This is a genomic window from Modestobacter sp. NPDC049651 (assembly GCF_040659695.1).
Taxonomy (GTDB): Bacteria; Actinomycetota; Actinomycetes; order Mycobacteriales; family Geodermatophilaceae; genus Modestobacter.
Genome location: NZ_JBFAOG010000001.1, coordinates 35834 through 52924, shown reverse-complemented (window position 1 = coordinate 52924; position 17091 = coordinate 35834). Strand labels below are relative to the sequence as shown.

Annotated in this window: 15 protein-coding genes and 1 tRNA gene; 7 read left to right on the top strand and 9 right to left on the bottom strand. The window is 75.8% G+C overall.

Annotated features, from left to right (window positions below):
* Positions 1-60: 60 nt before the first annotated feature.
* A complete protein-coding gene (locus tag AB0J00_RS00275) occupies positions 61-1416 on the top strand; it encodes a PLP-dependent aminotransferase family protein (RefSeq protein WP_357738450.1) in 1356 nt (451 codons plus the stop codon).
* A gap of 24 nt (positions 1417-1440) precedes the next feature.
* Here the strand turns inward: AB0J00_RS00275 and AB0J00_RS00270 are convergent, their stop codons facing one another.
* The 5 genes from AB0J00_RS00270 to AB0J00_RS00250 all read right to left on the bottom strand — a co-directional run bounded on the left by AB0J00_RS00270 (position 1441) and on the right by AB0J00_RS00250 (position 6897).
* On the bottom strand, positions 1441-1881 hold the full coding sequence (locus AB0J00_RS00270) for a MarR family winged helix-turn-helix transcriptional regulator (RefSeq protein WP_357738448.1): 441 nt from the start codon (positions 1879-1881) through the stop codon (positions 1441-1443).
* A complete protein-coding gene (locus AB0J00_RS00265) occupies positions 1881-2312 on the bottom strand; it encodes an SRPBCC family protein (protein ID WP_357738445.1) in 432 nt (143 codons plus the stop codon). The genes AB0J00_RS00270 and AB0J00_RS00265 overlap by 1 nt, the downstream gene beginning before the upstream one ends.
* 83 nt (positions 2313-2395) lie before the next feature.
* Complete coding sequence (locus tag AB0J00_RS00260) at positions 2396-3721, bottom strand: cytochrome P450 (RefSeq protein ID WP_357738442.1); 1326 nt, start codon at positions 3719-3721, stop codon at positions 2396-2398.
* A gap of 87 nt (positions 3722-3808) precedes the next feature.
* Positions 3809-4912 (bottom strand): 2-oxoacid:ferredoxin oxidoreductase subunit beta, encoded by a 1104-nt coding sequence (locus tag AB0J00_RS00255; protein ID WP_357738439.1) that lies wholly within the window; start codon positions 4910-4912, stop codon positions 3809-3811.
* The gene (locus tag AB0J00_RS00250) at positions 4909-6897 is read right to left on the bottom strand and encodes a 2-oxoacid:acceptor oxidoreductase subunit alpha (RefSeq protein WP_357738436.1); all 1989 of its coding nucleotides are present in this window, start codon (positions 6895-6897) and stop codon (positions 4909-4911) included. Before AB0J00_RS00250 ends, AB0J00_RS00255 begins: the two co-directional genes overlap by 4 nt.
* Positions 6898-7062: 165 nt before the next feature.
* Between AB0J00_RS00250 and htpX the strand changes: the two genes are divergently transcribed.
* Positions 7063-7935, top strand: a complete 873-nt coding sequence (htpX, locus tag AB0J00_RS00245) for a zinc metalloprotease HtpX (RefSeq protein ID WP_357738433.1) — start codon at positions 7063-7065, stop codon at positions 7933-7935.
* Positions 7936-8034: 99 nt separating this feature from the next.
* The gene (locus tag AB0J00_RS00240) at positions 8035-8808 is read left to right on the top strand and encodes an SGNH/GDSL hydrolase family protein (RefSeq protein ID WP_357738430.1); all 774 of its coding nucleotides are present in this window, start codon (positions 8035-8037) and stop codon (positions 8806-8808) included.
* A gap of 54 nt (positions 8809-8862) precedes the next feature.
* On the opposite strand, the gene AB0J00_RS00235 is transcribed toward AB0J00_RS00240, so the two are convergent.
* The 3 genes from AB0J00_RS00235 to AB0J00_RS00225 all read right to left on the bottom strand — a co-directional run bounded on the left by AB0J00_RS00235 (position 8863) and on the right by AB0J00_RS00225 (position 10931).
* Positions 8863-9453 carry a TetR/AcrR family transcriptional regulator gene (locus AB0J00_RS00235; protein ID WP_357738428.1) on the bottom strand — a complete coding sequence of 197 codons (591 nt, stop codon included), beginning with the start codon at positions 9451-9453 and terminating at the stop codon, positions 8863-8865.
* Entirely contained in the window at positions 9446-10279 is an 834-nt protein-coding gene (locus AB0J00_RS00230; RefSeq protein ID WP_357738425.1) for an alpha/beta hydrolase, read from the bottom strand. The genes AB0J00_RS00235 and AB0J00_RS00230 overlap by 8 nt, the downstream gene beginning before the upstream one ends.
* A gap of 160 nt (positions 10280-10439) precedes the next feature.
* A complete protein-coding gene (locus tag AB0J00_RS00225) occupies positions 10440-10931 on the bottom strand; it encodes a YajQ family cyclic di-GMP-binding protein (protein WP_357738422.1) in 492 nt (163 codons plus the stop codon).
* A 99-nt stretch (positions 10932-11030) separates the two neighbouring features.
* Here AB0J00_RS00225 and AB0J00_RS00220 point away from each other — a divergent pair.
* Positions 11031-11112: transfer RNA gene (locus tag AB0J00_RS00220), tRNA-Tyr, on the top strand.
* Positions 11113-11175: 63 nt separating this feature from the next.
* Here AB0J00_RS00220 and AB0J00_RS00215 read toward each other — a convergent pair.
* Positions 11176-11616: a pilus assembly protein TadG-related protein gene (locus AB0J00_RS00215; protein WP_357738419.1), complete on the bottom strand. Its 441-nt coding sequence runs from the start codon at positions 11614-11616 to the stop codon at positions 11176-11178.
* Positions 11617-11779: 163 nt separating this feature from the next.
* Between AB0J00_RS00215 and AB0J00_RS00210 the strand changes: the two genes are divergently transcribed.
* The 3 genes from AB0J00_RS00210 to AB0J00_RS00200 all read left to right on the top strand — a co-directional run bounded on the left by AB0J00_RS00210 (position 11780) and on the right by AB0J00_RS00200 (position 17089).
* Complete coding sequence (locus tag AB0J00_RS00210; RefSeq protein ID WP_357738416.1) at positions 11780-12061, top strand: hypothetical protein; 282 nt, start codon at positions 11780-11782, stop codon at positions 12059-12061.
* Positions 12058-14133: a hypothetical protein gene (locus tag AB0J00_RS00205; protein WP_357738413.1), complete on the top strand. Its 2076-nt coding sequence runs from the start codon at positions 12058-12060 to the stop codon at positions 14131-14133. The genes AB0J00_RS00210 and AB0J00_RS00205 overlap by 4 nt, the downstream gene beginning before the upstream one ends.
* A gap of 397 nt (positions 14134-14530) precedes the next feature.
* Entirely contained in the window at positions 14531-17089 is a 2559-nt protein-coding gene (locus tag AB0J00_RS00200) for a bifunctional diguanylate cyclase/phosphodiesterase (protein WP_357738410.1), read from the top strand.
* Positions 17090-17091 lie beyond the last annotated feature (2 nt).

The following is a 17091-nucleotide window of genomic DNA, read 5'->3' as shown; positions in this document are numbered from 1 at the left end:
TGGCTCCCTCCAAGGTCCACTCCGGAGCGATTCCAGCAGGCCACTCGACGGGAGGCGGAGATGAACGACCTCCCACCGGTCGTGCTCGACCGGGCCGGCGGCGTGCCGCTGGCCGTGCAGCTCGCCGACGCGCTGCGCCGGGCGGCCGGTGACGGCACGCTGCGCCCCGGCGACCGGCTGCCCTCGACCCGCGCGCTGGCGGCCGCGCTGCGGATCAGCCGCACAGTTACCGCCGCCGCCTACGACCAGCTGCTCGCCGAGGGCTGGGCGCAGGCCCGGCGCGGCGCCGGCACCTTCGTGGTCGGGACGTCGGTCGCGGCCCCGGCCGCGCCGGCGGCGGTCGAGGGGCCGGTGCCCGCCGCGGGCACGCCGGTCGACCTGCGCGCCGGGGCGCCCTGCCTGGAGGTGCTCGACGCCGCCGCCTGGCGGCGGGCGTGGCGGGCGGCGGGGGACCAGCCGCCGGACGCCGCCCCCGACCCGGCCGGCGACCTGGGGTTCCGCGCCGCGGTCACCGAGCACCTGCTCCGGCACCGCGGCCTGGTGGTGCAGCCCGCGGACCTGCTGGCCACCGCCGGCACCTCCGCCGCGGTCGGCGAGCTCGCCCGGGTGCTCCCGCCGGGCAGCCGGGTGGGCGTCGAGGACCCCGGCTACCAGCGGGTCGCCGGCGCGCTCCGGGAGGCCGGGGCCGAGGTGGTGCCGCTGCGGGTCGACGACGACGGGCTGGTGGTCGACGAGGTGCCCGCGGGGCTCGCCGCCGTCTACTGCACGCCCGCCCACCAGTACCCGCTCGGGCGCCGGATGCCCGCCGCCCGCCGGACCGCCCTCGTCGGGCGCGCCCGGGCGGAGGGCTGGTGGGTGCTGGAGGACGACTACGACGGCGAGCTGCGCTACGACGTGGCGCCGCTCCCGCTGCTCGGGTCGCTGGGCCCGGACGTCGTCGTGCACCTGGGTACCACGAGCAAGATCGTCAGCCCGACGCTCGGGGTGGGCTGGCTGGTCGCGCCCGCGCCGCTGCGGGCCCAGCTGGTGGCCCGGCGCACCGCCACCGGCACCCGGCCCGCCCGCGCCGGCCAGCGGGTGTTCACCGCGCTGGCCACCTCCGGTGACCTGGCCCGGCACCTGCGTCGGCTGCGGCGCGAGCTGGCCGGCCGGCGCGCCCTGGTGGTCGCCGCGGTCGCCGGCGCCGGGCTGCGCGCGGCCGGCGACCCGGCGGGCGCGCACCTGCTGGTGCCGCTGCCGGACCGGGCGGCCGAGGACGCGGTGGTCGCCGCGGCGGCCGGCCGGGGCATCGCGCTGGAGGGCCTGACCCGGCACGGTGGCGCGGCGGCCGGGCTGGTGCTCGGGTTCGCCGCGCCGACCCGCGCGCAGCTCACCGCCGCGCTGCCGGTGCTCACCGAGCTGCTCGGCCACCGCTGAGCCCTGGCGCGGCGACCGCCGCGGTCAGCCCTCCGGAGCCCGCCGGGGCGCGGCCAGCGCGCGGAGCAACCCCAGCGCGTGTGGACCGTCGACCACGGAGAAGAACGCGGCGTCCGCGGCCTCCACGGCCGCGACCGCGCGCGGGGCGAGCGCGGCACCGGCCTCGGTGACCTGCAGCCGCCGGGCGCGCGTGTCGGCCGTGTCGACCTGCCGGGTCAGCAGGCCCTTCCGCTCGAGGGTCCGGAGGACCTGCGAGGTCATCTTGACGTCCGCGCCGGCCCGGCCGGCGGCCTCGGCCTGGGTGGGGGTCTCGCCGTGGGTGTTGGCCCACCAGGTGACCGCGAGCAGCACGAACTGGACGTGCGTGAGGTCGAAGGGCGCCAGCGAGACGGCGATCCGGCGCTGCCAGGCCAGGGTCGCCTGCCACAGCAGCAGGCCGGGGCTGTCCTCGGGGGTCAGCGCCATCAGCGGACCGGTGCGCGGTCGGCGGCGGCGAGGAGCGAGGCGAGGACGTCGGGGAAGTCGCCGGACACCGCCCGCCCCACCTCCTCCAGCACGTCCCCGGGGGCCGCGCCGGTCACGGTCAGCGAGTAGACGACGCGGTGCCGGCCGGGTGCCGTCCCCGGCTCGATGCGGTGCTCGGTGCGCACCACCAGGCCGTCGACGGTGGCGGTGTCGACGAAGCGGGCGCCCGGCTCGACCGTCTCCAGGGTCAGGACCACGACCTCGCGGTCGGGCAGGGTCATCGCGACGGTGGAGCCGGTCGCGAAGGGGCCGTCCACCGTGGCGCTCGCGACGCCGGGGTTCCAGTGCTGCCAGCCCGGCACGTCCTGCCACAGCTGCCAGATCGCCGCCGGGCTCGTCCCGGTCTCCGCCGCGTGCTCGAAAGTGTCCATAACAATTCCTCTCTCCACGGATGATCTGCACACAGACTATCTGCCGGCCGGGTGCGGGGGAAGAGCACCGCGTGCTGCCGGCGTCAGCCGCTGACCGGGAAGCGGAGCGGGCCCCGCAGCACGGTCGCCACCCGCGGCACCGGGCGGCCCAGCGCGCGCAGCCGGGGCGCCCGCTCCGCGAGCACCCGGAGCGCCACCTCGCCCTCCAGCCGGGCCAGCGGGGCGCCCAGGCAGTAGTGCACCCCGCTGGAGAACGCCAGGTGCGGGGTGGTCTGCTCGCGGTGCAGGTCGAACCGGTCGGGGTCCGGGTGCGCCGCCGGGTCGCGGCCCGCCGCGGCGAGCAGCACGAGCACCCCGCCGTCCCGGCGCACCACCGCCCCGCCGACCTCGGCGTCCTCGTGCGCGACCCGGGCCGTCAGCTGCACCGGCGGGTCGAAGCGCAGGGTCTCCTCCACCGCGGCGCCGGCCAGCGACGGGTCGTCGGCCAGCGCCGCCCACTGGCCCGGCGTGCCGAGCAGCGCTCGGACCGCGCTGCCGATCAGGTTCGTGGTGGTCTCGAACCCGGCGACCAGCAGCAGCTGCGCGAGGGCCAGCGCCTCGTCGGCGGTGGCGGCGTCCTCGTCGACGGCGGTGGCCAGCGCGGACACCACGTCCTCACCCGGCGCGCGGCGGCGCTGCTCGAGCAGCGCCCCGAACAGCTCGCGCAGCTCGGCGGTCGTCGCGGTGAGCTGCCGCAGGTGGGCGGGGGAGCGGACGCCGTCCAGGGCGCTGCCCAGCGCCCGCCCCCAGCGGGCGAACCGCTCCTGGTCGACCGCGGGCACGTCCAGCAGGGCGGAGATCACCGTGATCGGCAGCGGCGAGGCCAGGTCGCGCACCAGGTCGAACCCGCCCTCGCGACGGCCGCGGGCCAGCGCCTGGTCCAGCAGCCCGGCGGTCACGTCCTCGGTGACCGCGCGGTAGCGGGCCAGCCGGCGCGGGGCGAACGCGGGCTGCGCGAGCCGGCGCAGCCGGTCGTGGTCGGGCGGGTCGAGGGTCAGCAACGACAGGTCGACCGGTTCGAACAGGTCGGCGGCCGCGCCCCCGGCGTCCCGGTCCTCCATCCGTCGGCGGCCGTCGGCCAGCCGGACGCCGAACCGGCGGTCCCGCAGCACCGCCTCGCAGGTCGCGTGGGTGGCGACGGCCGAGATGCCGGTGCGGCTGCGCACCGGGCTCCCGCCCGCGGCCGCCTGCGCGGTCCGCAGGTCGCGGTAGACCGGGTAGGGGTCCAGCCGCCACGGCCGGTGCAGCAGCCGGGCGACCCGGTCGCCGCCCACCGCCAGCGCCAGCCCGCCCGCGCGCAGCGCCCCGATCCGCAGGCCCAGTCCCGCGTCCGACCGCAGCCGGCCCACCCGCTCGTCCCCGACGGTCATGCCCACCATCCCACCCGTTCCGGTGCGGAGGACGCCAGTGGCCCAGGACCGGTCCGGTCCTGGGCCACTGGCGTGCAGGGCTCGTGCCTACGCGCTGACGGTCCAGCTGTCCTGGCCGGCGAGCAGCGCGCCGAGGTCGGCCGGCTGCTGCGCGGCGGCGTCCTCGAGCTGGTCGGCCATCATCCGCTCGTAGCTGGGCTTGACGACCTTCCGGAACACGCCCATCGGGGTGTACCGCAGGTCCTGCGAGCTCAGCCGGGAGAGCGCGAACGCGTACGACGGGTCCTCGCGGGTCGAGTCGTGGACGACGATCTCGGACGCGTCGACCTGGTTGGTCTCGGCGATCCGCAGCCCGCCGACGTCGTCCCGGACCACGCACGAGGCGCCGTCCGGACCGAAGACCAGCGGCTTGCCGTGCTCGAGCGGGATGGTCCACATCGGGCCGGTCGTCGGGTCCTTGAGCAGCTCGAACGCGCCGTCGTTGAAGATGTTGCAGTTCTGGTAGATCTCGACCAGCGCGGTGCCCTGGTGCTCGGCCGCCTGGCGGAGCACCTCGGTGAGGCCCTTGCGGTCGGAGTCCATCGCCCGGCCCACGAAGGTGGCGTCGGCGCCCAGCGCCAGCGACACCGGGTTGAACGGGTGGTCCAGCGAGCCCATCGGCGTCGACTTGGTGATCTTGCCGACCTCGCTGGTGGGCGAGTACTGGCCCTTGGTGAGCCCGTAGATCCGGTTGTTGAACAGCAGGATCGTCATGTTCACGTTGCGGCGCAGCGCGTGGATCAGGTGGTTGCCACCGATGCTCAGCGCGTCGCCGTCACCGGTGACGACCCACACCGACAGGTCCGGCCGGGAGGCGGCCAGGCCGGTGGCGATCGCCGGGGCGCGGCCGTGGATCGAGTGCATCCCGTAGGTGTTCATGTAGTACGGGAAGCGCGAGGAGCAGCCGATCCCGGACACGATGACCATGTCCTCGCGGGCGATGCCGAGGCTGGGCAGGAAGCTCTGGACCGCGTTGAGGATGACGTAGTCACCGCAGCCGGGGCACCAGCGCACCTCCTGGTCGGTCTTGAGGTCCTTGGCCTTGAGGTCGGCCTTCTTCTCGCCGGCCAGCTCGACGGACCGGGAGATGGCGGCCGAGATGGGGTTGCCCGGCATCCCGAGGTCGTGGACGTGCGGGTCGAGCGCGGTCACAGGGTCGCTCCGTTCCCGGCCGGGGCAGTGGCCGGAGTGGTGGTGCCGTCGATGGCGTCCTGGAGCACGGCGGCGAGCTCCGCGGCGCGGAAGGGCAGGCCGCGCACCTGGGTGTGGCTGACGACGTCGACCAGGTACTTGGCGCGCAGCAGCATCGCCAGCTGGCCGAGGTTCATCTCCGGGCAGATCACCCGGTCGTAGCGGCGCAGCACGTCGCCCAGGTCGCTGGGCATCGGGTTGATGTGCCGCAGGTGCACCTGCGCGATCGACCGGCCCGAGGCGCGGATCCGCCGGCAGGCGGCGCCGATCGGCCCGTAGGTCGACCCCCAGCCGATGACGGCGACCCGCGCGTCGCCGTCCGGGTCGTCGACCTCGGTCAGCGGGATCGTCGCGGCGATGCCGTCGACCTTCGCCTGCCGGGTGCGGGTCATGAAGTCGTGGTTGGCCGGGTCGTAGGAGATGTTGCCGGTCTTGTCGGCCTTCTCCAGCCCGCCGATGCGGTGCTGCAGCCCGGCCGTGCCCGGCACCGCCCAGGCGCGGGCCAGCGTCTCCGGGTCGCGCAGGTAGGGGAGGAACTCGCCGTCCTCGCTGTTCGGCTCGCTGGCGAACACGACCCGCAGGTCGGGCAGCTCCTCCACGTCCGGGATCTGCCACGGCTCGGCGCCGTTGGCCAGGTAGCCGTCGGACAGCAGCATGACCGGGGTGCGGTAGGTCAGCGCGATGCGCGCGGCCTCCAGCGCGGCGTCGAAGCAGTCGGCGGGCGACCGCGGGGCGATCACCGGCACCGGCGCCTCGCCGTTGCGGCCGAACATCGCCTGCAGCAGGTCGCTCTGCTCGGTCTTGGTCGGCAGGCCGGTCGAGGGGCCACCGCGCTGCACGTCGACGATCACCAGCGGCAGCTCGGTCATCACGGCCAGGCCGATGGTCTCGGCCTTGAGCGCGACACCCGGGCCGGACGTCGTCGTGACGCCCAGCGCGCCGCCGAACGAGGCGCCCAGCGCCGCGCCGATGCCGGCGATCTCGTCCTCGGCCTGGAAGGTGCGCACGCCGAAGGCCTTGTGCCGGCTGACCTCGTGGAGGATGTCCGACGCCGGGGTGATCGGGTAGGCGCCGAGGAAGACCGGCAGGCCCGAGCGGGCGCCGGCGGCGACGATCCCGTAGGCCAGCGCCTGGTTGCCGGAGATGTTGCGGTAGCGGCCCGGCGCCATCGGGGCCGGCTTGACCTCGTAGGAGACGGCGAACGCCTCGGTGGTCTCGCCGTAGTTGAAGCCGGCGCGGAAGGCGGCGATGTTGGCCGCGGCGATCTGGGGCTTGCGGCGGAACTGCCGCTCCAGGAAGCGCACGGTGCCCTCGGTGGGCCGGTGGTACATCCAGCTCAGCAGGCCGAGGGTGAACATGTTCTTGCTGCGCTCGGCCTCCTTCTTGCCCAGGCCCGAGTCGGCGAGCGCCGCGAGGGTCATGGAGGTGAGCGGCACGCTGACCAGCTGCCAGCCCTGCAGCGAGTCGTCCTCGAGCGGGTTGGTGGCGTAGCCGACCTTCGCCAGGTTCCGCGGGGTGAACTCGTCGGAGTCGGCGATGATCAGCCCGCCGCCCGGGAGGTCGGGGAGGTTCGCCTTCAGCGCGGCCGGGTTCATCACGACCAGGACGTCGGGCGCGTCGCCCGGCGTCATCACGTCGTGGTCGGCGAAGTGCAGCTGGAAGGAGCTGACCCCGGGCAGGGTGCCCGTCGGCGCCCGGATCTCGGCGGGGAAGTTCGGCAGCGTGCGCAGGTCGTTGCCGAACGACGCGGTCTCGCTGGTGAACCGGCCGCCGGTCAGCTGCATGCCGTCGCCGGAGTCGCCGGCCAGCCGGATGACGACCCGGTCGAGCTCGACGACGCTCTTGACGAGGCCGCCGGGGGCCGAGCTCTGCACGGGCGCGTCGGTCTCCATGGTGGGGGCAACGCCGCTGTCGGCGGAGCTGATTCCGGGGTTGGTGCCAGTCATGTGTGTGAGCTACCTCCGGCCCGCCAGGTTACGTGCGCCGGGTCCGGGCCACCCGGTCCGGCCGACGACGTGAGGGAAGCCACACAGGAGAGCCTTCCCTGCCCGGCCCCGCCCGGCCGGGTGACCTGGGGGAACGAGGGGCCGGGAGCCGGCGTTCTACCCGACGTGCACCGCTGGAACAACGGTCTGAAGACCGCTCTGCTGCTCGGCCTGATGGCCGGGCTGATCCTGGCCGCCGGTGCGCTCATCGGTGGCCGGAGCGGGCTGTTCATCGCCCTGCTCATCGCGCTGGGCATCAACGGCTTCGCCTACTTCAACTCCGACAAGCTCGCGCTGCGCGCGATGCGCGCCTTCCCGGTCACCGAGACGCAGGCGCCGCAGATGTACGCGATCGTGCGCGAGCTCGCCACCGAGGCCCGTCAGCCGATGCCCCGGCTGTACGTGAGCCCGACCGGCCAGCCCAACGCCTTCGCGACCGGGCGCAACCCGCGCAACGCCGCGGTCTGCTGCACCCAGGGCATCCTCGAGCTGCTGGACCGCCGGGAGCTGCGCGCGGTGCTCGCGCACGAGCTGTCCCACGTCTACAACCGCGACATCCTGATCAGCTCCGTCGCCGGGGCGATGGCGTCGGTGATCACCTACCTGGCGCACATGGCGATGTTCGCCTCGCTGTTCGGCGGCCGGTCCGACGAGCGCGACGGCGGGAACGCGCTGGGCGGGCTGCTGCTGGTCTTCCTCGGCCCGATCGCCGCGGGCCTGGTGCAGATGGCCGTCAGCCGCAGCCGCGAGTACCAGGCCGACGCGTCCGGTGCCCAGCTCTCGCACGACCCGCTGGCGCTGGCCGGCGCGCTGCGCAAGCTCGAGCTGGGCGTCGCCGCCCGGCCGCTGCCGCAGGACGAGCGGCTGGTCACCCAGAGCCACCTGATGATCGCCAACCCGTTCCGCGGGCAGGGCATGGCGTCGATGTTCGCCACCCACCCGCCGATGCCGCAGCGCATCGCCCGGCTGGAGCAGATGGCCCGCGAGATGGGCCAGTAGAAGGACCCCGCTGCCCCCCACCACTCGCAAGCTCGCGGTGGGCCCCTGCACCGGGGCCGGCGGCTGGTTGCGGGACGCAGCCTTCTTACGCTGGGTGTCATGCGTTACGTGGCGATCGGGGACAGCTTCACCGAGGGCGTCGGCGACGAGCTGCCCGACGGGACGGTGCGCGGGTGGGCGGACCTGGTCGCCGAGGGGCTGGCAGCCGGCTCCCGTGAGCCGGTGCAGTACGCGAACCTCGCCGTCCGCGGCCGGCTGCTGGACCGGATCGCGACCGAGCAGGTGGACGCTGCCCTCGCCCTGGACCCGGCGCCGACGCTGGTCACGTTCAACGGCGGCGGCAACGACCTCATGCGCCCCGGGGTGGACGCCGAGCGGCTGCTCGCCCTCACCGAGCAGGCGGTCCGCCGGTTCACCGCCGCCGGCGTCGACGTGGTGCTGCTGAGCGGCCCCGACCCGTCGGCCCGGCTGCCGTTCGGCCGGGTGATGCACCGGCGCGGTGAGGTGCTCACCGAGCAGCTGGCCCAGCTCGCGGCCCGGTGCGGGGTGCGCTTCGTCAGCGCGTTCGGCGACGTCGAGGTGCGGCGTCCCGGGTACTGGTCGCCGGACCGGCTGCACCTGGGCCCCGCGGGCCACCGGCGGGTGGCCGGGCTGGTGCTGCGGGCGCTCGGTCAGGACGTCGCGGCGCACGTCGTCGATCCCGGGCCGGAGGCGCCCCGCGGACTGCGCACCGAGGCCCGGTACTACCGCGAGCACGTGCTGCCCTGGGTGGAGCGCCGGCTGCGCGGCCGCTCGTCCGGCGACGCCCGAACGGGCAAGCACCTGGACTGGGTGACCGTCGCCGGGCCCGCCCCGGCGGACCGGACGGCCTAGCGGCGGTCGTCCGGCCGGCCGCCCGGCAGCGGCTGGCCGGCTCCAGGAGGAGGGTCAGCCGGACGTCGTGCCCGGCCGGCCCGGCTGGGCGCGCAGGCCGAGGTCGACGAGGTCGATGAGCCAGTCGAAGCTCTCGTCGGTGGCGGTGCCCCACCGGAACCCGCCGCCGGCCTCGATGGTGGCGAAGCCGTGGAAGATGCTGCGCAGTGCGCGCAGGGCGTGGGTGGTGTCGGCCGGGGCGAGGTCGTAGCCGCGGAGCACCGCGGTGAAGGGCTCCATGCTCCGCGCCGCGGCGACGGCGAGCGGGTCGTCGGGGCCGGTGAGGCTGAAGCCGAGGGTGGCTGCGTACCGGCCGGGGTGGGCCAGGACGAAGTCGCGCAGCGCGCGGGCGGCGGCCCGCAGCGCGTCGCGGCCGGCGCGGCCCTGGATGGCAGCCCCGATGGCGTCGGTGGCCTCGCCCACGGCGAGGGCGGCGATGCGCCGGTTGAGGTCCTCCTGGCTCGCGACGTGCTTGTAGAGCGAGGGGGTGCGCACCCCGAGCCGTTCGGCCAGCCGGCCCATGGTGAGGGCGGGGAAGCCGATCTCGTCGGCGAGGTCGGCGCCGGCGGCGACGACGGCGGCGGGGTCCAGGCCGGCCCTAGGCACCGACGGCTGCCAGGAAGGTGAGCACGGCGGTGGCGACCTCGGCGGGGTGCTGGACGTGCGGGTAGTGACCGGCGCCGTCGACCACCACCAGCCGGCCCAGCCCGGTGGGCAGGTCGGCCACGACGGCCTCGCCCTCGGCACGGGGATCGGCCCAGTCGCAGTCGGCGCCGCCCTGGACGACCAGCACCGGGCAGCGCACGTTGCCCAGCTGCTCCCCGGCGTCGACGGGGGAGGTCCGGGCCATGGCCTGCAGGGCCTTCATCCGGCCGGGCTCCGCGAGCATGGTGGTGATCTGCTGCAGGCGGGTGGCGTGGTCGGCGGGCCTGGTGCCGGGGTACGCGACGTCGAGGTACCTGGTCCACTGCGCGGCGCTGCCGAGCACGCTCGTGCCCAGCAGGTGGCCCAGGCCGCGGCGGTGGGAGGCCACCCGGAGGTCACCCAGGCGCAGCGTCTGCTTGCGGGTGAACGGCGCGAGCTCGACCAGCGCGGTGACCAGCTCCGGGGCCTTCGCGGCGGCGATCGTGGCGGCTCCGCCGGCGATGGAGTGACCGACCAGGACGGCGGGGCCGCCCAGGTGCTCGACGAGGCCGACCAGGTCACCGGCGATGTCGGTGCGCGAGTACCCCGCCCACCCGACGCTGGACTCGCCGTGGCCGCGCAGGTCCAGCGCCGCGACCCGGTAGCCGGCCGCCACGAGAGCGGGGGTGAGGAAGCGGTAGGCCTGGCGGCTGTCGCCCATGCCGTGCGCCAGCACGACCAGCGGGCCGGTGGTGCCGGAGAGCTCGTAGGCGAGGGTCCCGCCGTCGACGGTCAGGAACTCGGTCATGTCGTCCTCCGGGAACTGTCTGCCGCAGTGGCTTACTACGTTAGCCAAAAGCTAGAGCGATTAGCCAATGGACGTCAAGAGGGTGCCGTGCGGCGGTGTCCGAGAGGCGACGGTGCGCCCCGCAGGTCGGGCGAGCAGCTGGCCTGCGGGGCGCGCCCGATCAGCGGTAGTTGTCGAACTGCAGCGCGACGTCGAGGTCCTTGCCGCGCAGCAGCTGCTGGACCGCCTGCAGGTCGTCGCGCTTCTTGCCGCTCACCCGCAGCTGGTCGCCCTGGATCTGCGCCTGGATGCCCTTCGGGCCCTCGTCGCGGATGATCTTGGCGATCTTCTTCGCGGTGTCGGACTCGATGCCCTGCTTGATGGTGGCGCTGATCTTGTACGTCTTGCCGGACGCCTGCGGCTCGCCCGCGTCCAGCACCTTGAGCGAGATCCCGCGCTTGACCAGCTTCTCCCGGAACACCTCGAGGGCGGCGTTGGTGCGCTCCTCGGTGTCGGACTGCAGGGTGACGCCGTTCTCGCCGGCCCACTCGATCGAGGCGTTGGTGCCCCGGAAGTCGAACCGCTGGGACAGCTCCTTGGCCGCCTGGTTCAGCGCGTTGTCGACCTCCTGCCGGTCGACCTTGCTCACCACGTCGAAGGACGCATCGGCCATGTCGGTTCCCCTCCTCTGGCACGCGGGCGGACCCGCGCGCACCGGGGACCGGCGCGAGCGCCGGCCCCACCGTCTTGTACTCTCTCCCCGTACCACCACGGCGGGTTGCCCGAGTGGCCAATGGGAGCGGACTGTAAATCCGTCGGCTTAGCCTACGAAGGTTCGAATCCTTCACCCGCCACGCCTGGTACGAACGGCCCCCGACCGCACGGTCGGGGGCCGTTCTGCTGTGCGGGGGCGCTGGTCAGGGGGCCGTCGGCGCCCGGGCGCTGGCGACGGCGGTGCGCTCCAGCCGCTGCCCGCCCAGGAACAGCCAGTCGAAGGCGATCCGCACCGACCGGGTGCAGCGCACCGTGACCTCGGCCCCGTCGGTCTGCGCCGACCAGGAGTCCAGCCGGGTGCCGGCGCCGGCCAGCTGCTCGGCGACGGCGCTCTCGGCGACCTCCCGGGACAGCGGGACGGTGGCGCCGACCCCGTCGCGGTAGACGGCGGGCTCGTCGGCCCGGCCGGCCGCGGCCAGGGCTGCGCCGTCGCACACCGACTGGACCTGCTGCTGGGCCAGGAACGCGTCGGACGCGGCGATCCCGCCGACCACCATGAGCGCCGCGACCAGCCAGCAGACCAGCACGAACGGCAGGGCGGACCCGCGCTCGCGGTCCGCCTCCGGCACGCGCGCGGGGCCCATGGGCGCAGCGTAGGGCCGCGGACCGGGCGGTCCGCCCGGTTGTCCACCGATTGTGGACAGCGGGTGTGGACCGTGTGGACGACGACGCCGCCGGGCCGTCACCCGGCCGGGGGACCTGTGGACGACGGGCCGCCCGGCTCCCGCGCCGCCCCAGACTGCCGGCATGACGATCGAGGTGGTCCCCCCGCAGCTGCACGCCCTGGCCGAGGTGCTCACCTCCGCGGCCGACCGGTGCCGGCTGACCGCCACCGCGGTGCCCGACGAGGCGGTCGGCGGGCCGCTGGGGCCGCCGCTGACCGCCTTCACCGAGACCGCCCGCACCGCCGGGAACTGCCTGGCCGGGGAGCTGCGCCGGCTCGCCGGCGCCGTCACCGCGGCCGCCGACGCATGGCTCGGGGTCGACGCCGGGGTGCTCGCCCCGCGCGGTGCCGCGGTGCCCCGGTGACCGGGCCGCTGCCGCCGCGCACCCCGCTGCCCGACCCGCCGGGTGAGCCGGCGGCGCTGGACCGGGCCGCCGCGGACCTGGTCGACGCCGCCTTCTCGGCCGGCCTGCTGGTGCACCTGCTCGGACCCGCCGCGGTCCTCCCGGGCTGGACCGGCGCGGACGCCGACGCGGCGGGGGCCGAGGTGGCCGCGGCGACCGCGGTCGCCGGTGACCTGCACCGCGCGCTGACCGCCGCGCTCGGCCGGCTCGAGGAGCACGCGGCCCTGTGGCGGCGGGTGCGGGACCGGGTGGCCGAGCTCCGCGCGGAGCAGGACCGGGAGCACGCGGCAGCGGCCCGCCGGCTGCCGGCCGAGGTGGCGGTGGCCGACCTGGAGGCCCGTGCAGCGGCCGGGTCGCGCGTCGCGGCCGAACTGGCGGCCGCGGAGGCCGACCGGGCCGCGGAGCACCGCGCGCTGCTGGCCGCGCTGGCCGAGGACGCGGCTGCCACCGGGGCCGTGCTCGCGGACGCCGGGCGGGGGCTCGGCGGGACCGGCCGACCGGGGGAGTCGGCCCGGGTCACGATCGCGCTGGCGGCGCGGCTGCCCGGCTGGGGCACCGGGGTGCTGGCCCGGCTCGGGTCGTCGGCCGCCGCGGACCTGCTCGCCACCGACCGGCTGGTGGACCTCCCCGCGGTCGCGGCCCGCTGGGCGCCCTGGGCGACCGCCCCGCCGTTCGCCGCGGCGCTGCTGACCGGGCTGGGCGCCGACGGGCTGTCCGCGGTGCTGACCCTGCTCGGCACGGTCGCCGGCAGCGACGACGGCGTCGCGCTGGCCGGCCTGCTGGCCGCTGCCTCGGCGGCCGCCACCGCCGGCGGCGGGCCCCTGCCCGGCGGCCTCGGGCAGCCGGTCCCGGACCCGGCGGGCCGCGACGCGGCGGCCGACCCGGTGGCGCTCGGCATGGGTGCGGTGCTGGCGGCGCCGGGCGCACCGGCCGCACTGGCCGCGGCGTGGGGCGGGCAGCTGCTGGCCCGGGAGCGGGCCCGTGGCGGGCCGGTCCCCTGGGGCGGGCCCGATCCGGTGCAGTCGGCGGTCGACCGGCTCGCGGCGGCCGGGGACGCCCGTGCTGCCGCGGCGCTGCTCGCCGACCCGGCGGCCTGGACGGCGCTGCTCGCCCGCGCCTGGCCGGGTGGCACCGGGTCGCTGGCGGCCGTCGTCCGGCTGGCCGGCCGGGGCGCGGGTGGGGGACCGGCGGCCGGGGCGGCACTGCAGGCGCTCGGGCAGGGGCTCGCCCCCGGCAGCACGGACCCGGTGCTCGCCCGGCCCGCGAACCTGACCGCGCTGGGCGGTGCCCTCACCGGGTTGCTGACCGACCAGGTCGACGTCGTCGTGGCGCTGACCGGGCGCGCGGTCGCGGCGGCCGGCGGGCTGCCGCCGGCCGCGGACGCCGCCCTGCGCGGGCTGGCCCTGGCGCTCAGCGGGTCCGACGTCGTCTCCGTGGAGCGGGCGGTGCTGGCTGCCCTCGCACCCGGGGACGCCGCCACGCTCCTCGGGGGATGGGTCGCCGTGCGCGAGCACGCGCACCGGATCGGACACGCCCTCCGCTACGCCGAGGCGCGGGACCGCACCGTGGACGGGGACGTCCTCGACGTGCTCTGGCGGCTGGCCACGGCGCCGGCCACGCGCGGCACCGGGGAGGCCTTCGACGCCGCCGGCGACCTGACGAGCGCGCTCCGCGGCGCGGGCCACACGCCGGCGATGGGCCGGGACACCGGCCCCGTCTACACCGACGAGCAGGCCGCCACCTTCGCGACAGCCGCGCTGGGGCCGGTGACGCCGCCCGGGAGCGCGGTCGGCCCCCGGGCCAGGGCGGGTTTCCGCACGGTCGCCGACCTGCTCGGCCGGCCGGTCCCAGCGGCCTACGAGCCACCGCTGGACATGGCGCTGCACGCCGTGGGCCTGCACGCGGCGGACGAGTCGCCCGGTGCGCCCGGGGTGGTCGACGAGGTCACCGACCGGCTCCGGGACACCGTGCACGACCGGGTCGACGGGTGGCGGGAGCGCGCGACCACCGGTCGGGTGACACCCGGACGGTGACGCAAGTTCGATCATCGTTGACGGACAGTGACGACACGTCGAGTTGTCGATCATGAGCGGTGTGTCCTCTTGCCCCTTTTGGGTGACGGCTTGCAATCTCCCCATTGCGGACTGTGCCGGACGACGCTCTGCCCCCGCTCGGGCGGCTCCCGCGGCCTGAGCAACCCATGTCCTGACACGGAGGCGTCATGTCCAGCACCAGCACCCAGTCCGTCGTTGCCGCTGCCCGCACCTGGCGGTGGGGTCGCACCTGGCGCTGGGGCCGTTGACCTCGACTCGCTGACGTGAGAGCGGCCCGCGGTGGCGGGCCGCCCTCACGAGTGAGAAACCTGTCTGGGCGGCATCCGCGCTGTTACCGTCGGTCCCCGCCGCCGCCCCCCGATCAGACAGGCCGACCGTGGCCCTTGAGCCATCCGCCCCCGAGCAGCCGGGGGTCCGCGTCTCCACGCGCCCGTGGGTCATCGCCGTGCTGGCGGCCCTCGTCGCCTGCGTCGTCGCGCTCGTCACCCTCCCGGGGACAGCGCACGCCGTGCCGGTCTGGGGCGTCCTCGCGCTGACGGCGGCCTTCGTGATGTCGGAGTCCGTGCAGCTCGACATCGAGTTCCGCAAGCAGACGATCTCGCTGGCCCCCAACGAGATCGCCCTGGTCATCGGGCTGGTCGAGCTGGGCGGCACGTGGACCCTGGTGGCCCGCGCCGCGGCCGTCCTGCTGGTGCTGGGCTGGAAGCGCTGGCCCGCGCCGAAGGTGGCCTTCAACGTCGCCCTCGCCGTCACCGACCTGGCCGTCGCGCTGGCCGTCCTCGAGGCGTTCCCGCCCCTGGACCTGGGTCACCCGGTCACCTGGCTCGGGCTGGTCGTGGCGGTCCTCGCCGCCGGTGTGGTCAGCATGCTCGGTGTCGGGGCCGCGGTGACCCTCAGCGAGGGCTTCCCCGGCCTGTCGTTCTTCTCCGCGGCAGTGCCCACCGTCGTGCTCGGCCCGCTGAGCGCCGTGGTCGCGATCGTGACCCTGCTGGTCACCCGGCAGACCTCGTGGGGCTGGGTGCTCATCGTCCCGCTCCTGGTGGGCGTCGTCGGCATCTTCCGGCAGAGCGCACGGGCGGTCCGCGAGCGCCGCACGGTCCAGCGCGTCTACGACTTCGCCCGCCGCGTCGAGGTGGTCACGCCCGACGAGGTCGGCACCCAGGAGATCGTCCGCGCCGTCCGTGAGCTGCTGCACGCCGACCGGGTGGCGCTCTGGCTGCCGCCCTACCTCGACGAGGGCCCGCAGCTCGTCGTGGACGCCGACGAGAGCGACCTGGTCTGGTTCGAGGGCCCCGGTGACCCCGACGACCCGCTGCGCCGCCGCGCGCTGTCCGCCGACGGCGGGCCGGTGCTGATCACCACCGGCCGCGCCGAGGGCGACGAGCAGCAGGCCCTGCAGCGGCGCAACGCCCGCGCCGTGCTCGGCGCCGCCGTCACCACCGCCGCCGGCGAGCCCGGCTACCTCGAGGTCTGCGACCGCCAGGGCGACATCGTCAGCTTCGTCGACGGCGACCGCGGCGCGCTGGACTCGATGCTCACCCACGTCAACGCGGCGGTCCGCCAGCAGCAGCTGCTCATGCAGCTGCGCCACGAGGCCGACCACGACCGGCTCACCGGCCTGCCCAACCGGCAGCGGCTGGCGGCGGAGATCGACGCCCTGCTGGACGGCGAGCCCGACGGCACCCGGCTCGGCCTGGTGCTCGCCTCGCTCGACGGCTACACGAGCGTCACCGACACCCTGGGCCACGCGGCCAGCGACGAGCTGCTGGTCGTGACCGCGGGCCTGCTGCGCGAGCACGCCCCGCCGGGGGCGCTGGTCGCCCGCATGGAGGCCGGTCAGTTCGCCGTCCTGCTGCCGGGCCTGTCGCTGCCGGCCACCGAGCGGGCCGCGCGGCGGCTCCGCGAGGCCGCCTCCACCCGGGCCTCGGTCGCCGGGCGCGACCTCGAGCCCGGGCTGGACCTGGAGATCTCGCTGACCATCGGGGTCGCGGCGGCGCCGGTCCACGGCACGGACTCCGGCACGCTCATCCAGCGGGCCGACGTCGCGCTGCTGGCCGCGGCCAGCGGTGGCGGGGTCGCCACCTACCACCCGGTGCTCGACCAGCAGAGCCTGCGGCGGCTGCAGCTGGGCACCGAGCTGGAGCAGGCGATGGCCGACGGGCAGATCAGCTGCGTCTTCCAGCCCATCGTCGACGCCCGCACGGCCGACATCGTCGGCGTCGAGACGCTCGTCCGCTGGGCGCACCCCCGCTACGGCAACATCCCGCCGGACGACTTCATCTCCCTGGCCGAGCAGATCGGCCGGATCGGCCCGCTCACCGACTTCGTGCTGGACAGGGCGCTGGACCGCTGCCGCCGCTGGCTGGACCAGGACATCGCCATCTCGGTGTCGGTGAACCTGTCGGCCCACTGCCTGGCCGAGCCCGACCTGGTCGACCGCGTCCGGGCCGCGCTGCGCAAGCACGGGGTGCCGGGGGAGCTGCTCACCCTGGAGCTGACCGAGGGCAGCGTGGTCGACGACACGGTGCGCAACAGCACCGTGCTGGCCGACCTGCACGGCCTGGGGGTGCTGCTGTCGATGGACGACTTCGGCACCGGCTACTCGTCGCTGTCCCAGCTGCGGCTGCTGCCGATCGACGAGCTCAAGATCGACAAGTCCTTCGTGCTGGGCATGTCGACCAGCCAGAACGAGTCGTTCATCGCCCGCTCGATCGTCGAGCTCGCGCACAACCTGGGGCTGCGCGTCGTCGCCGAGGGCGTCGAGGACGAGATGACCCGCGACGCGCTGGCCCAGATGGGCTGCGACAAGCTCCAGGGCTTCCTGGTCGGCCGGCCGCTGCCCGACGACCGGCTGGAGGGCTGGCTGCTGGCCCGCACCGGCGTGCGCACCGCGGCGCCGGGGGCCACCCACCGCCGGCTGTTCATCCGGACGTGACT